Origin of the sequence: Pectobacterium sp. F1-1 (assembly GCF_025643735.1) — a bacterium.
GTDB classification, from domain to species: domain Bacteria; phylum Pseudomonadota; class Gammaproteobacteria; order Enterobacterales; family Enterobacteriaceae; genus Pectobacterium; species Pectobacterium colocasium.
Genome location: NZ_CP104733.1, coordinates 1,959,948 through 1,974,954 on the forward strand (window position 1 = coordinate 1,959,948; position 15,007 = coordinate 1,974,954).

Annotated in this window: 11 protein-coding genes; 7 read left to right on the forward strand and 4 right to left on the reverse strand. The window is 48.7% G+C overall.

Annotation, left to right across the window (positions count from 1 at the left end; all coding sequences use genetic code 11):
* The first annotated feature begins 219 nt into the window (after nucleotides 1-219).
* The 4 genes from lolA (at nucleotide 220) to NAL19_RS08645 (ending at nucleotide 5,055) form a co-directional block, all read left to right on the forward strand.
* Nucleotides 220-831, forward strand: a complete 612-nt coding sequence (lolA, locus tag NAL19_RS08630) for an outer membrane lipoprotein chaperone LolA (RefSeq protein ID WP_263059432.1) — start codon at nucleotides 220-222, stop codon at nucleotides 829-831.
* Between the two features lie 7 nt (nucleotides 832-838).
* Complete coding sequence (locus tag NAL19_RS08635) at nucleotides 839-2,182, forward strand: replication-associated recombination protein A (RefSeq protein WP_263059684.1); 1,344 nt, start codon at nucleotides 839-841, stop codon at nucleotides 2,180-2,182.
* A 103-nt stretch (nucleotides 2,183-2,285) separates the two neighbouring features.
* Nucleotides 2,286-3,581 (forward strand): serine--tRNA ligase, encoded by a 1,296-nt coding sequence (serS, locus tag NAL19_RS08640; protein ID WP_263059433.1) that lies wholly within the window; start codon nucleotides 2,286-2,288, stop codon nucleotides 3,579-3,581.
* Between the two features lie 319 nt (nucleotides 3,582-3,900).
* The gene (locus NAL19_RS08645) at nucleotides 3,901-5,055 is read left to right on the forward strand and encodes an MFS transporter (protein WP_263059685.1); all 1,155 of its coding nucleotides are present in this window, start codon (nucleotides 3,901-3,903) and stop codon (nucleotides 5,053-5,055) included.
* Here NAL19_RS08645 and NAL19_RS08650 read toward each other — a convergent pair.
* Nucleotides 5,041-5,982 carry a LysR family transcriptional regulator gene (locus tag NAL19_RS08650; protein WP_263059434.1) on the reverse strand — a complete coding sequence of 314 codons (942 nt, stop codon included), beginning with the start codon at nucleotides 5,980-5,982 and terminating at the stop codon, nucleotides 5,041-5,043. The genes NAL19_RS08645 and NAL19_RS08650 overlap by 15 nt on opposite strands.
* Nucleotides 5,983-6,255: 273 nt before the next feature.
* Between NAL19_RS08650 and NAL19_RS08655 the strand changes: the two genes are divergently transcribed.
* The 3 genes from NAL19_RS08655 to NAL19_RS08665 are packed head-to-tail and all read left to right on the forward strand — an operon-like array spanning nucleotide 6,256 to nucleotide 10,302.
* Nucleotides 6,256-7,572 carry a cytosine permease gene (locus NAL19_RS08655; protein WP_263059435.1) on the forward strand — a complete coding sequence of 439 codons (1,317 nt, stop codon included), beginning with the start codon at nucleotides 6,256-6,258 and terminating at the stop codon, nucleotides 7,570-7,572.
* Between the two features lie 41 nt (nucleotides 7,573-7,613).
* Complete coding sequence (locus NAL19_RS08660) at nucleotides 7,614-8,723, forward strand: DUF917 domain-containing protein (RefSeq protein WP_263059436.1); 1,110 nt, start codon at nucleotides 7,614-7,616, stop codon at nucleotides 8,721-8,723.
* A gap of 10 nt (nucleotides 8,724-8,733) precedes the next feature.
* Entirely contained in the window at nucleotides 8,734-10,302 is a 1,569-nt protein-coding gene (locus NAL19_RS08665; protein ID WP_263059437.1) for a hydantoinase/oxoprolinase family protein, read from the forward strand.
* Nucleotides 10,303-10,390: 88 nt separating this feature from the next.
* Here the strand turns inward: NAL19_RS08665 and pflA are convergent, their stop codons facing one another.
* The 3 genes from pflA to focA all read right to left on the reverse strand — a co-directional run bounded on the left by pflA (nucleotide 10,391) and on the right by focA (nucleotide 14,601).
* Nucleotides 10,391-11,131 (reverse strand): pyruvate formate lyase 1-activating protein, encoded by a 741-nt coding sequence (gene pflA / locus NAL19_RS08670; protein ID WP_015839981.1) that lies wholly within the window; start codon nucleotides 11,129-11,131, stop codon nucleotides 10,391-10,393.
* A gap of 269 nt (nucleotides 11,132-11,400) precedes the next feature.
* Nucleotides 11,401-13,683 (reverse strand): formate C-acetyltransferase, encoded by a 2,283-nt coding sequence (gene pflB / locus NAL19_RS08675; protein ID WP_263059438.1) that lies wholly within the window; start codon nucleotides 13,681-13,683, stop codon nucleotides 11,401-11,403.
* 57 nt (nucleotides 13,684-13,740) lie between these two features.
* Nucleotides 13,741-14,601, reverse strand: a complete 861-nt coding sequence (focA, locus tag NAL19_RS08680) for a formate transporter FocA (RefSeq protein WP_225087844.1) — start codon at nucleotides 14,599-14,601, stop codon at nucleotides 13,741-13,743.
* Between the last annotated feature and the right edge of the window lie 406 nt (nucleotides 14,602-15,007).

The following is a 15,007-nucleotide window of genomic DNA, read 5'->3' on the forward strand; positions in this document are numbered from 1 at the left end:
GATTGACCTCACTCCACTATAAGGGCTGCGCGTGCAGCCCTTATGCAAAGAAGCGTAAAAGCGGTGATAAGCAGATAATTCACCTATCACCGCCCGAGTGGGTTCAGATAACATAGATCTACAAATAACACTGATCCACAAATCACATTAGTCTCGTGCAAGGCACCTGAGCTCATTATGTGAAGGTTTTTATATCAGGAAATTCAAAGGATTATGCGTATGAAAAAGTGGTTAGCTATCAGTTGCCTGATTGCCGGTGTGACCTCAACCGCTGTCTATGCGGACGCGGCAAAAGATTTGCAGGGTCGCCTCAATAAAGTAAACAGTTTCCATGCGAATTTTAGCCAGAAAGTCACCAGTGCTGACGGCGCAGCCGTGCAGGAAGGGGAAGGTGAACTGTGGTTGAAACGCCCTAACTTATTTAACTGGAAAACCACCTCACCTGATGAAAGTACGCTGATTTCTGACGGAAAAACGCTCTGGTTCTACAATCCGTTTGTGGAGCAAGTCACGGCAACCTGGCTGAAGGATGCAACAGGAAATACGCCGTTCATTCTGATTACGCGTAACGATGCCAGCGACTGGAGTAAATACGATGTGCGCCAGAAAGGCGATGATTTTGAGCTTACGCCGAAATCTGCGAGCGGCAACCTGAAACAGTTCGCGATTAATGTGACGACCAACGGCACGATCAAGCAGTTTACCGCGACGGAACAGGATGGCCAGCGAAGCACTTATGTGCTGAAGAACCAGCAAAATTCTGCTGTTGATGCCGCGCAATTCACGTTCACACCGCCGAAAGGCGTCACGCTGGATGACCAGCGTCAGTGAGGCCAGAGTGAGCAATCTGTCCCTTGATTTTTCCCACAACGAATTTCAGCCCCTGGCCGCGCGTATGCGGCCAGCAACGTTGGCGCAGTATATTGGTCAACAGCACTTATTAGGCGTTGGTAAGCCTTTGCCACGAGCCATCGAGGCAGGGCAACTGCACTCGATGATTCTTTGGGGGCCGCCAGGTACGGGAAAAACCACGCTGGCAGAATTGATTGGGCATTATGGGCAGGCGGATGTAGAACGCATTTCTGCCGTGACGTCCGGCATCAAAGAAATTCGCGAAGCGATTGAGCGTGCCCGACAAAACCGCAATGCGGGGCGCCGCACTATTTTGTTTGTCGATGAAGTCCATCGTTTCAACAAAAGTCAGCAGGATGCGTTTCTGCCACATATCGAAGATGGAACGATCACCTTCATTGGTGCGACAACCGAAAACCCCTCTTTCGAACTCAATTCCGCGTTGTTATCTCGTGCCCGTGTCTATTTGCTAAAAGCGCTGACGGCGGAAGATATCGAGCAGGTCTTGCAGCAGGCCATGAGCGACAGCGAGCGAGGATACGGCGGACAGAATATTGTTCTGCCTGCCGAAACCGCGCGAATGCTGGCCGAATTGGTCAACGGCGATGCCCGACGTGCGCTGAATAGCCTGGAAATGATGGCGGATATGGCAGAAATCGACGCGCAGGGTATGCGTGTTCTGACACCGGCACTCCTCAACGAAATCGCTGGCGAGCGTAGTGCCCGCTTTGATAACAAGGGCGATCGCTATTACGACCTGATTTCGGCGCTGCATAAATCGGTAAGAGGCTCTGCGCCGGATGCGGCGCTTTATTGGTACGCCAGAATCATCACTGCCGGTGGCGATCCGCTGTATGTTGCCCGACGACTGTTGGCGATTGCATCGGAAGATGTCGGCAATGCGGATCCGCGTGCGATGCAGGTGGCTATCTCCGCCTGGGATTGCTTCACTCGTGTCGGCCCCGCAGAAGGGGAGCGTGCTATTGCTCAGGCGATTGTTTATCTGGCCTGTGCGCCGAAAAGTAACGCCGTGTATAGCGCATTTAAAGCGGCGATGCAGGATGCACGCGAGAAACCAGACTATGACGTTCCCGAGCATTTGCGCAATGCGCCTACCCGGTTGATGAAAGAAATGGGGCTCGGGGCAGAGTATCGGTACGCACACAATGAACCCAATGCCTATGCTGCTGGCGAAAGCTATTTTCCTCCGGAAATGGCCGATACGCACTATTACGCGCCGACCTCACGCGGCCTTGAGGGCAAAATTGGTGAAAAGCTCGCCTGGCTTGCCACTCAGGATCAAAATAGCCCGACAAAACGCTACCGTTGAACTAAGCGTTGCGGTAAGGTTATTGCGGTATTTTCTGAAACCGGCCGCGTAGCGCGCCGTGTAAGCAACCATTTCATTTGATAATCATAAGCACAGGATTAGCATGCTCGATCCCAATTTACTGCGCAATGAGCTAGACGCAGTCGCCGAAAAGTTACTGGCTCGCAGAGGCTTTAAGCTGGATGTTGAGACCCTGCGTAAGCAGGAAGAACGTCGTAAAGTATTGCAGGTAGAAACTGAAAACCTGCAGGCAGAGCGTAACTCCCGATCGAAAGAGATTGGTGCAGCGAAAGCACGCGGTGAAGATATCGAGCCTTTGCGTCGTGAAGTTAACACATTAGGCGAAAAACTGGATGCCGCGAAAGCCGAGCTGGATCAGTTGCAGAATGAAATTCGCGATCTGGCGTTAACGATCCCGAACCTGCCGGACGACTCGGTGCCGCTTGGAAAGGACGACACGCAGAATCAGGAAGTGACTCGCTGGGGTGAACCGCGTAAATATGATTTCCCCGTGCGCGATCATGTTGAACTCGGAGAGATGGCTGCCGGGCTGGATTTTGCCGCGGCGGTGAAATTGACCGGTGCGCGTTTTGTCGTGATGAAAGGGCAAATTGCTCGTCTGCACCGTGCACTTACCCAGTTCATGCTGGATTTGCATACGCAACAGCATGGCTATCAGGAAGCCTATGTGCCTTATCTGGTCAATCATGCCACGTTATACGGTACTGGTCAGTTGCCTAAATTTGGCGAAGATCTGTTCCATACTAGGCCGTTGAGCGAAGAAGCGGAAAGCAGCAACTATGCACTGATTCCGACGGCTGAAGTTCCGTTGACCAATCTGGTGCGTGACGAGATTCTTGATGAAGAATCCTTGCCGTTGAAGATGACTGCCCACACGCCTTGCTTCCGTTCTGAAGCAGGTTCGTATGGTCGAGATACGCGTGGGTTGATTCGTATGCATCAGTTTGACAAGGTCGAACTGGTACAAATCGTCCGCCCTGAAGATTCTATGCAGGCGCTGGAAGAATTAACGACCCACGCCGAAACGGTACTGCAACTGTTGAAATTACCGTATCGTAAGGTCTTGCTGTGCACCGGTGATATGGGCTTTGGCTCCACCAAAACGTATGATCTCGAAGTCTGGCTGCCGGCGCAAGATACGTACCGTGAAATCTCCTCTTGCTCAAACATGTGGGATTTCCAGGCGCGTCGTATGCAGGCTCGCTGCCGTAGCAAGTCCGACAAGAAGACCCGTCTGGTTCACACGTTGAACGGTTCTGGTCTGGCAGTCGGTCGTACACTGGTAGCGGTTCTGGAAAACTACCAGCAGGCTGATGGCCGTATTGAAATTCCTGAAGTGCTGCGTCCATACATGGGCGGGCTGGAATTTATTGGCTAATTTCTGCTATCTGAAAAAAGCGCCCGTTTAAAGGCGCTTTTTTTACGCCTCCTGTTCGGTAATATTTTTTCATCGTAAAAATAGCTTCTCTACCTTAAACAACCTGTGTGACTGAATTTTAAAGCTAAAAATAATTTAAAATCAGGGGAATAGGTTGCTTCTGTTTTCAAGTGTAACGGCATCCCTGTATGTGTTGATGAATTCTTTCAATCCATCATTTGAGAAAGGACTTTTAGCACTTTTTGCCCGGATTGACTTTTATATACGCAGTGGCATGATGCGCTCACTCTTCTCCGGTTGTTTGGTTATCCACTTCGCTATGTCTGCTTATTCCCGCCCAGTGCTGCTATTGCTCTGCGGACTCTTACTGCTAACAGTTTGTATCGCGGTATTAAATACTCTGGTACCACTTTGGCTGAGTTATCAATCTCTTCCCGTCTGGCAGGTTGGCCTCGTTGGCTCATCCTATTTCGGCGGCAATCTGGTTGGAACGCTATTAGCCGGTAAATTAATCAAACTTTATGGGTTTAACCGCAGCTATTATTTGGCCGCTCTGGTATTTGGCATCGCGATTGCTGGTCTCGGTATTTCTGCCGATATTGGCAGTTGGCTATTTTGGCGCTTTCTTGCCGGGGTCGGTTGTGCGTTAATCTGGGTCGTGGTTGAAAGCGCGTTGTTATGCAGTGGAACGCCGACGCAACGTGGGCAACTGCTGGCTGCTTATATGATTGCCTATTACCTCGGTAGCGTGATTGGACAACTCCTGATTGGCGTATTGCCGACAGCATTGTTAAGCGTCCTGCCGTGGATGGTCGCACTGGTTATTTTAGCGATATTCCCCTTGCTGTTTACTCGCCTTCCCACACCGCCAGAACAGCAAGAAAAACCGGTCAGTATGTTGAAAATGCTGACGTATCGCAGTGCACGTTTAGGCGTACACGGCTGTATTATTTCCGGTGCAATTTTAGGCTCGCTGTATGGTTTGATGCCGCTGTATCTCTCTCATCAGGGAATGAATGACGCGCAGGTTGGATACTGGATGGCACTGCTGATCAGCTCAGGGATTATCGGTCAATGGCCGATTGGACGTATGGCAGATCGGTATGGACGCCTGTTGGTTCTCCGCGTATTAGTCTTTGTTGTGATTATTGGCTGTATTGCCATGTTAAGCATTAGTCACTATGCCATGGCGCCGTCATTGTTCCTGTTGGGATGTGCAGGTTTTACGCTGTATCCCGTTGCCATGTCGTGGGCATGTGAAAAAGTACGTCCTGATGAACTGGTGGCGATGAATCAGGCCTTGCTCCTCAGCTATACGCTTGGCAGTCTTTGCGGGCCAAGCGTTGCTGCGGTATTGATGCAGAGCTACTCCGATCGCTTGCTGTTTGTCTTGATCGCGGTTATTGCCATGATTTATCTGACGATGTTGCTCAGAAAAGTCGATCACCATCCAACACCATTAGCTGCTGCTTGAGCTAGCGGTATCGAGGCTGGCCAACGAGCTTTGTCCTGCTTCGACCATGTTATTCCACAGCGCTTCGGCTACCGGGCTAAGGCGCTGTTTTGCGTTTCGCACCAGATAAAATATGCTGGTTATCTTTAAACGATCTGGTGCAATTGCGGTGAGTTTGCCTTTTTCAACCCAAGGTGCGGCATAGTGATCGGGGAGAAAACCAATATGTGTGCCTGCCAGCAATAGCAACAGACTTCCTTCAAGATGCCAGGCGGTCTGGTGATAACCCTGTTTTGATACCGAACCTAGCTGTTTAGATATTTCATTGACGGCATGTCCGCCAATTAATAGCCGGCGAGGATTTAATTCACCATTGAGCCATTCATGTTCGATCATTTCAGCATTTTCTGCTAGAGAATAAAAATAGCTGTGTTCGACAAAGACGGGCTGATAAAAAATGTCCGCAGGAATGTCATCGGGTAGGGCGCTGAGAACAATATCAAGGTGTCCATTTTTTAGCCTCTCCATCAGAGGAAGGTATTCCATAATTTCGATTTCGACATTAACTTCCGGGCTTTGGTCATAAAGATGGGATATCGCTTGTGATACAACGTTGTTGGGGTGTGTTGCGATATTATCCAGACAGCCTAGTTTTACCTTACCTATAAGTTGATGTTTGATACGGGCCAGTCTGTTTGCGAAGTCATCGAGTGTGGAAATGACAGATTTAGCTTCTTGATAGACCACCTCACCTTCGGTTGTTAAGGCAAAGCCGCTACGACCACGTTCGCACAGCACCAGTCCGAGCGTATCCTCAAGACGAGAGAGGTAGTGGCTTAGTACGGGTTGGCTTAAGCCCGTTGCATCTTGTGCGTTAGTAATTCCTTGTTTTTCAACAATTTTACAAAAGAGTTTTAACCAGCGAATCTCCAGTTTGTCTAAGCGCATAGCATTTCCTTCGCATACATTACATATCTGAATGTTAACATCAAAATATATCTGTATTAATCGATATGAAACCCATTTATCTTGTCATCACGCCACATCGTTGATGTGGTTGCCACAAAATGTGTGGTTTTATGCGTCACATCAGGGTCTCTCATAAGCACAATGGTGTTGTTAGCTTGCTGACGACACCATTGTTCTATACGCCGTCAGGCAACCTCTATAAAATATCACAACGATACAATAATTATTTGCTGCTTATTTAATGGAGGGAATATGTCTCAAGGGAAAGCTGTACCTGAAAAAGAACAACAGGAGCGGCAGATCTATGATTACGAATACGAAAAGGTTCCTGTAGAAGCCAGAAAAAGCTGGTATGTCATTGCCTTGATATGGCTGGCTATCGGGATCGATATTTCTGGCCTATTTCTCGGCTCTTTTCTAAGTAGTGGATTACCTTTTTCTCAAGCTGTTATCGCCACGCTTATTGGATCTGCGTTACTGGGTGTCCTTGCTGCATTGTGTGCGAACGTTGGTTATGGCTGCGGGCTGTCAACAACGTTACTCAGTATTTCTGTTTTTGGGCGGCTAGGTGGGAAAGTGATCGGCGTGTTTTCCGCTGTTTCACTTGTTGGATGGTTTGCCTTTCAACTCGATTTCTTTGGTGTGATGCTGCAAAAAGCATTGCTACATTATCAGCTTGAACCTGGACGCTTTTTTATTCTGCTTTTTGGTATGGCTCTCATGGCATCGACGGCCATTTGGGGTGTTCGTGCGTTAGGTAAACTCAGCGTATTAAGTGTCCCGCTAATGCTTATACTCATTATCTCAGGAATCTATCTGGCTGCTAATGGCCATGCTTCACCTGCTGAAGTGGTTATTAAAAAACCGATAAGTTTAGGGAGTGCTATTTCTTACGTGGTTTCTATCTGGATAGTAGCGGCAAGTATCGTGTCACCGGACATTGCTCGTTATTCCAGAACACGTAAAGATGCCATATTAGGCTCAGGCTTGGGATTCTTACTAGGAAATAGCGCAACGATTCTTGTTGCGCTCATATTGACCCATATGGTTGGCAGTGACGATTTGGTTGAAATATTTTTTAGCATCGGACTTGGTGTGTCAGCGATTGTGATTTTGATTTTTGCTCAATGGACAACGAATAGCTCTAATTTAATTTCAGCCTCATTAGGACTCTCGGTTGTTGTCAGAGCAATATCCCGGCCAATACTCGTTGTGTTGATGGCATTTGCTGGTCTTTTTTTGGCCTATAACGGCATGATTAATAACTTCACCCAGTTTTTGTCGTTACTAGGTGTCCTAATTTCCCCTATTGCAGGGGTTTACCTTGCTGAATATTACTTTTTTGACTCTTCGCGTTTAACGCAGGATGCATCACAACCGCCATTACTGAATATTTGTGCCTCTATCGCGTGGTTATCCGGCAGTTTTGTAAGCTTATTAACCGCTACAGATTTCTTTGATTTGTTTACGATCACATCGGTTTCTACGCTGGATGGCATAATAATCAGTTTGGTGATGTATATCGCAATGCGGAAAATGTTCCCTCAGTTGGCAGAGTCTGTCCATTGATTCTCTAAATCCTAGGTTGTTCGGTGGTTATTGGGTAAGTAATGGTCCGATATATTGATTTTGAAATGATAGACGACATCGCGCTAGGTGCTTCAATCCTTGGTACTGGCGGTGGCGGGGATCCTTATTTAGGATCGCTAATTGCGAAAAATGCTTTGCGTCATGGGAAGCCTGTCACATTGTGCAACCTGGATGATGTCAATGACAATGCGCTCTTTATCCCGTGTAGTACGATGGGAGCGCCGACTGTTTCTGTCGAAAAAATCATTTCACCGCGGCAAATTCTATTGGCATTTGAAACCATGGAGAATTACCTCACTGAGTCAGCCTCTGGAACTTTTTCTATCGAAGTCGGCGGTATTAACTCGTTAATACCGCTAGTTGTTGCGGCTGCGAAAGGGTTGCCTGTTATTGATTGTGATGCAATGGGCAGAGCGTTCCCCGAAGCGCAGATGGTGACCTTTTTTCTCGATGATTTAACCTCTGCTCCAAATACATTGGCGGATGAGAAGGGCAACGCTGTCATTCTTAATCCTATCGATGGTATATGGTCGGAGCGGCTAGCACGCTCAATTGTGGAGCAAATGGGCGCCGCATGCGCCATGTGCGATTATCCGTTGCGCGGTAGCGAACTTAAGCGCAGCGCCATTAAGGGGACGCTTACTCTGGCGCAGGATATTGGAAGAATGCTGCGTCAGGCTCATCAGTCGGGCAGTCACCCGGTACAGTCTCTGCTTACGGTACTCAATGGTTATATCGTTGCATCGGGCAAAATTGTTGATGTGGTACGGCGCACAACGGGTGGTTTCGCTCGGGGCAAAGTGGTGTTGGATGGCATGGGGAACGACAAGGGTGAGTCGTTTACGGTGCTTTTCCAGAATGAGCTATTGCTTGCTTATCGCTCCTCACAGGTGACAGATCCTACGCAGGATAATCTGCTGGCTGTTGTGCCTGATTTAATCTCCATCGTAGACAGTGAAACCGGACGTCCGATTATTACGGAACATTTACGTTATGGGCAGCGAGTTGATGTCATTGCCTATCCGTGTAATGAAAAGTGGCGAACGCCAAAAGGGATTGACGTTGCGGGGCCGGAGTATTTCGGTTATCCGGTGCAGTATGTGCCGATAGAACAGCTTGCAAATCGCTGAGGCTTTCCCGATGTTACATAAAAATAATTACCGACTCGGGATTGATGTCGGCGGCACCAACACGGATGCAGCAATTTTAGATGCAGATCTGCGCTGTATTGCGACGGCCAAATTTCCTACCAGCCTGGATATTTATAGCGGCATCGAACGAGTTATTGCAGACGTTCTGACACAGTCAGGTATTGAGCCGCAACATATTCGCTATGCGATGTTGGGCACAACGCAATGTACCAATGCGATTGTTGAGCGGAAAGGGCTGGATCGCGTTGGATTATTACGCCTGAGCCTGCCAAGCAGCGATAGCGTCCCGCCGCTATTTGGTTGGGATGACGAGTGGCAAAGAACGTTAGGTCAGCATTTCTACCAAATTCATGGCGGCTATGAATTTGATGGCCGCGAGATTCATCCCGTAGTGCGAGATGAAGTCTTGGCAGCCTGTGACAGAATGCGCGGTCATGTGGATAGCGTGGCGATCTGCGGCGTATTTTCTCCAGTTAATAATGAGCAGGAGATGCAGGTTACCCAATGGGTAAATGCAGCATTACCTGAAGTCTCCCTGTCGTTATCCCACCGGATCGGCAGCACGGGACTACTGGAAAGGGAAAACGCAACCATCCTGAATGCATCGTTACAAAGTACTGCCAACCGATTTGTTAGCGGCTTTACGCAAGCGTTAGTCCGGCATGGTATTAAGGCTACGCCGTTCTTCGGGCAAAACGACGGTACATTGATGTCCGAAAGTATGGTGAAGCAATACCCCATTCTGACGATGGCCTGCGGGCCAACGAACTCGATTCGTGGAGCGTGTCACCTTTCTGGACTGGATAACGCATTGATTATCGATGTCGGCGGCACAACGACAGATATTGGCGTGTTGGTGAATGGCTTTCCGCGTGAATCTGCCATCGCCGTTGAGGTGGGCGATGTGCGGACGAATTTCAGAATGCCGGATATTATCTCTATCGGCATTGGTGGTGGAACCTGTGTGCGGCAGTCGCAGGATGGAAAACTCACTCTTGGGCCTGACAGCGTCGGCTATCGCCTGCTTGAGCAGGGCGTCAGCTTTGGCGGGCAGACGTTAACGCTCAGCGATATCATGCTGCAACTCCATCGCGAGCGATGGGCATCCGAACTTCCTCGTCCGTTGCCCGAACTGGATAAAGCGCTTTGCCAGCAGGCTTATCGCCAGATGATTGATAAAGTGGAAAGTGCTATCGATCGGATCAAATCGTCGAGCGCAGCTATTCCCGCTGTGCTTGTTGGTGGCGGCAGTATTTTACTGCCTGACGTTTTATCTGGTATCAGTCAGGTTATGCGTCCGCAGAATTTCGATGCGGCAAATGCGGTTGGTGTGGCGTTAGGGAAGGTTGGCGCACAGATTGAACGCGTAGTGAAAATGCCGGATAACGATCGCGAAAAGATAAAAAGCGAACTGCAGCAACAAACTATTTGCCTTGCAGAAGAAACGGGAGCGATGCCGGGCAGCGTTGAAATCATCGATTACCAGGAAATTCCGTTGGCTTATTTGCCGGGGAATGCGGTACAGGTGAAAATCAAGGCAGCAGGAAATCTGGCTTAGCGCTGCGCTTAACGGTTTAAGGGTATCTCTTCGCTACAATGAAAACAGCGCGCCATCAGCGCGCTATTTTCTCAAGAAATGTCAGAGATTAGTACATGACCTTGTGACCGTAGCTTTCAAGAATCGACTTAATGCGATCCATGGTATCGGCCTTCGGTGGTTTAACACCATCCAATTTGTACTCTTCACCCATCGCTATCCACTTGTGTTTGCCAAGCTCATGATAGGGAAGAAGCTCAATCTTCTCGATGTTCGTCATATCTTTGGTGAATTCGCCCAGTTTGTGTGCGGACGCATCGTCATCAGACCAACCGGGGACGACCACGTAACGTATCCAGGTACGCTGGTTGCGTTTTGCCAGATAGCGAGCGAAATCCAGGGTACGGTGGTTCGATACGCCAACTAAATTCTGGTGTATATCGTCGTTCATTTGTTTCAGATCGAGCATCACTAAATCGCTGACGTCCAATAGCTCGTCAATGACGGGATCATAGCGGCGTACAAACCCGTTGGTATCCAGACAGGTGTTGATGCCTTCTGCCTTGCAGGCGCGGAACCAGTCGCGTACAAACTCGGCCTGAAGGATGGCCTCGCCGCCGGATGCGGTTACGCCGCCGCCAGATGCATTCATAAAATGGCGGTAGGTCACGACTTCTTTCATGAGTTCTTCCACCGTCACTTCCTTGCCGCCGTGCGTATCCCAGGTATCACGGTTATGGCAGTACAGGCAGCGCATCAGGCAACCCTGGAAGAAGATGATGAAACGGATGCCTGGGCCATCGACAGTGCCGCAGGATTCAAAGGAGTGGATGCGACCGATTACTGACATTGCGAGGTTTTCTCCAAATTTGACCGAACAATAGCGGTCTTTATGAGCGCAGTCATAAGAAAGCAGGTGTCAATCTGGCAGGGATTGCTGACAGAAAAACACCGTAGGACAGATGCTGCGTCGAATCTGTTTTGCGAGCCATCCACAGGGTGAGGGCAATATAGCGGGCTGGCAAAACAGGCTAACAACCTGGACGACAATCGGGGGTGAGAAAAAGGCCCCACTGACGTGGAGCCTTTATTTTACGCCTTTTCAGACAGTCATGGAAATTACATTGACTGAGTGAAAGTACGGGTGATGACGTCTTGCTGCTGTTCTTTCGTCAGGGAGTTGAAACGCACTGCGTAGCCAGATACGCGGATCGTCAACTGCGGATATTTCTCTGGGTTTTCCATCGCATCAAGCAGCATTTCACGGTTCATGACGTTGACGTTCAGGTGCTGACCGCCTTCGATGCTGGCTTCGTGGTGGAAATAACCATCCATCAGACCGGCAAGGTTAGCTTTACGCACGTTGTCATCTTTACCTAACGCGTTAGGTACGATGGAGAAGGTATAAGAAATACCATCTTTCGCGTAAGCAAACGGCAGTTTAGCAACAGAAGTCAGAGAGGCCACCGCACCTTTCTGGTCACGACCGTGCATTGGGTTTGCACCTGGTCCAAATGGCGCACCTGCGCGGCGACCGTCTGGTGTGTTACCGGTTTTCTTACCATATACCACGTTAGAGGTGATGGTCAGAACAGACTGAGTTGGGGTTGCGCCACGGTAGGTATTCAGTTTCTGAATTTTCTTCATGAAACGTTCAACCAGATCGCAAGCCAGTTCATCTACGCGAGCGTCGTTGTTACCGAATTGCGGATATTCGCCTTCGATGTCAAAGTCGATAGCCAGGCCGTCTTCATCACGAATTGGCTTCACTTTGGCATATTTGATGGCTGACAGGGAGTCAGCAGCAACAGACAGACCCGCGATACCACACGCCATAGTACGGAACACGTCACGGTCATGCAGTGCCATCAGCGACGCTTCGTAGCTGTATTTGTCGTGCATATAGTGAATGATGTTCAGCGCGGTAACGTACTGTTTTGCCAGCCAGTCCATGAAGTGATCCATACGATCCATCACTTCGTCGAAGTTCAGAACGTCGCCTTTGATCGGTTCTGATTTCGGGCCAACCTGCATTTTCAGTTTTTCATCCACGCCGCCGTTGATGGCGTACAGCATGGTTTTTGCCAGGTTTGCACGCGCACCGAAGAACTGCATTTGCTTACCAACGATCATTGGGCTTACGCAGCAAGCAATCGCGTAGTCATCGTTGTTAAAGTCAGGACGCATCAGATCGTCATTCTCGTATTGCAGAGAAGAGGTATCGATGGAGACTTTAGCCGCGTAGTTTTTGAAGTTCTGTGGCAGTTTTTCAGACCACAGGATGGTCATGTTTGGTTCTGGAGACGGCCCCATGGTGTACAGGGTGTTCAGGAAACGGAAGCTGGTTTTACTTACCAGTGTACGACCATCCAGACCCATACCAGCCAGAGATTCGGTTGCCCAGATTGGGTCACCAGAGAACAGCTCATCATACTCAGGAGTACGCAGGAAACGCACCATACGCAGTTTCATGACCAGGTGGTCAATCATTTCCTGAGCCTCTTCTTCGGTGATTTTGCCCGCTTTCAGATCACGCTCAAGGTAGATATCCAGGAAGGTGGATACACGTCCGAAGGACATGGCTGCACCATTCTGTGATTTCACCGCAGCCAGGTAGCCGAAGTAAGTCCACTGCACGGCTTCCTGAGCCGTTGTGGCTGGGCCAGAAATGTCACAGCCATATTTAGCGGCCATTTCTTTAATTTGGCTCAGAGCATGGTGCTGATCGGCAATTTCTTCACGCAGACGGATTGTCGCTTCCAGATCTTCGCCGTTTTCCAGTTTGCTTTGCAGAGAAGTGAACTGAGCAAACTTGTCTTTCATCAGGTAGTCGATACCGTACAGCGCAACGCGACGATAGTCACCGATGATACGGCCACGGCCGTAGGCATCTGGCAGACCAGTCAGAACGCCAGATTTACGACAACGCAGGATGTCTGGAGTATAAACATCGAACACGCCCTGGTTGTGCGTTTTGCGGTATTCAGTGAAGGTTTTTTTCAGTTGAGGATCCAGTTCACGGCCGTAAACTTTGCATGAACCTTCAACCATTTTGATGCCGCCGAACGGAATCAACGCACGTTTCAGCGGAGCGTCAGTCTGCAGACCAACGATTTTTTCCAGACCTTTGTTGATATATCCCGCGTCGTGAGACGTGATCGTTGCGGCAACATTGGTATCAAAATCAACAGGGGCGTGAGTGCGGTTTTCCTGCTTGATGCCTTCCATGACGCTGTCCCACAGGGCAGACGTCGCTTTGGTTGCGCCAGCCAGGAAAGACTCATCACCTTCATACGGCGTGTAGTTTTTCTGGATAAAGTCACGAACATTGACGTTATCCTGCCATTCACCTTTGCTAAAGCCTTGCCATGCATTGGCCAATTTTTCATTCAGCTCGGTCATTTTACACCTACCTTTGATATGGATTTCTTAAAACCCGACGTTGCGGCCGATTGCACCTTAGTGGTGCTTGTCTCCACCGCGCAAATAAATTACCCAATATGTCAAACCGACCAGGACACCACCGCCGATGATGTTCCCAAGCGTGACGGGAATCAGGTTATCGGTAATGAAGTGGCTAACGGTTAAATGTTCAAATTGAGAAGGCACCATTCCAATGGCGTTCCAGAATTCTGGGGTCGCAAAATTTTTGATAACGATGCCCATAGGAATCATGAACATGTTCGCGATACTGTGCTCAAAGCCACTGGCAACGAACATGGCGACAGGCAGGATCATGGCAAACATTTTGTCGGTAAGTGTACGGCCGGAGTAGCTCATCCACACGGCCAGACAAACCATCAGGTTAGCCAGAATACCTAGGCACAATGCTTCAACAAATGTGTGTTCCAGCTTGTGTTCCGCCGTTTGCAGGACGTTGAGGCCCCACGCACCGTTCGCGACCATGTGCTCTCCCGAGAACCAGATAAGCCCAACGAAGAAAAGTGCGCCAATCAGGTTGCCGACATAGACATTTGCCCAGTTATAGGCTAGTTGCTTCCAGGTAATACGTCCACTGGCCTTGGCAATCACGATGAGAACGGTTGAGGTGAATAAGTCCGCACCGCAGACGACAACCAACATGAGACCAAGGGAGAAACAAATACCACCGATCAGTTTCGCGATACCGAAAGGAATCGTTGAGGTTCCTGTGGTGGCGGTAATATAAAAGACAAAGGCGATAGAAATAAATACACCCGCGGTTATCGCCAAATAAAACGTTGTACACGGTTGTTTGGTAGCTTTATAAACTCCGGCGTCTTCAGCAACTTTTGCCATTGCAGCCGGGAGTAATAGAGTAAAGGGGTTGTCAGCTTTCACACTAACTCTCTCTTAAAAATTATCAGCATTGAGATACTAACAAAGCAGTATACGGTAAAATTTGACGTGGATCATATTGCAAGAAATTAACAAGGTGGCAAAGAGGGTGGGATACCGTGTTTTACAGGTTAACTATTTGAATATTATAACAAAAAAATATTTTAAATTTTGCAAAAAGAGTTGAAAGGGAGGCGTTAAACCTACCGATTTAGCGTTAATAAAAATCATGTTTTGTAGAATTTCAGTACCACCTTGTCGACGTAATTTAATTAAAAATTCACCATTCAATAACAATGTTCTGATTATGCATTACGAATAATAAATATTCGTCCTGTAGATAATAAAATAGCCCTTTAAGATAAGGGCTATTTTAGATGACTAGCGGCAGATTGCTATTTGCCATAGC

Excerpts from the sequence above, each read along its gene's own strand:
- lolA (WP_263059432.1), top strand. The coding sequence starts at position 220 with ATGAAAAAGTGGTTAGCTATCAGTTGCCTGATTGCCGGTGTGACCTCA.
- serS (WP_263059433.1), top strand. The coding sequence starts at position 2,286 with ATGCTCGATCCCAATTTACTGCGCAATGAGCTAGACGCAGTCGCCGAA.
- NAL19_RS08645 (WP_263059685.1), top strand. The coding sequence starts at position 3,901 with ATGTCTGCTTATTCCCGCCCAGTGCTGCTATTGCTCTGCGGACTCTTA.
- NAL19_RS08650 (WP_263059434.1), bottom strand. The coding sequence starts at position 5,982 with ATGCGCTTAGACAAACTGGAGATTCGCTGGTTAAAACTCTTTTGTAAA.
- NAL19_RS08655 (WP_263059435.1), top strand. The coding sequence starts at position 6,256 with ATGTCTCAAGGGAAAGCTGTACCTGAAAAAGAACAACAGGAGCGGCAG.
- NAL19_RS08660 (WP_263059436.1), top strand. The coding sequence starts at position 7,614 with ATGGTCCGATATATTGATTTTGAAATGATAGACGACATCGCGCTAGGT.
- NAL19_RS08665 (WP_263059437.1), top strand. The coding sequence starts at position 8,734 with ATGTTACATAAAAATAATTACCGACTCGGGATTGATGTCGGCGGCACC.
- pflA (WP_015839981.1), bottom strand. The coding sequence starts at position 11,131 with ATGTCAGTAATCGGTCGCATCCACTCCTTTGAATCCTGCGGCACTGTC.
- pflB (WP_263059438.1), bottom strand. The coding sequence starts at position 13,683 with ATGACCGAGCTGAATGAAAAATTGGCCAATGCATGGCAAGGCTTTAGC.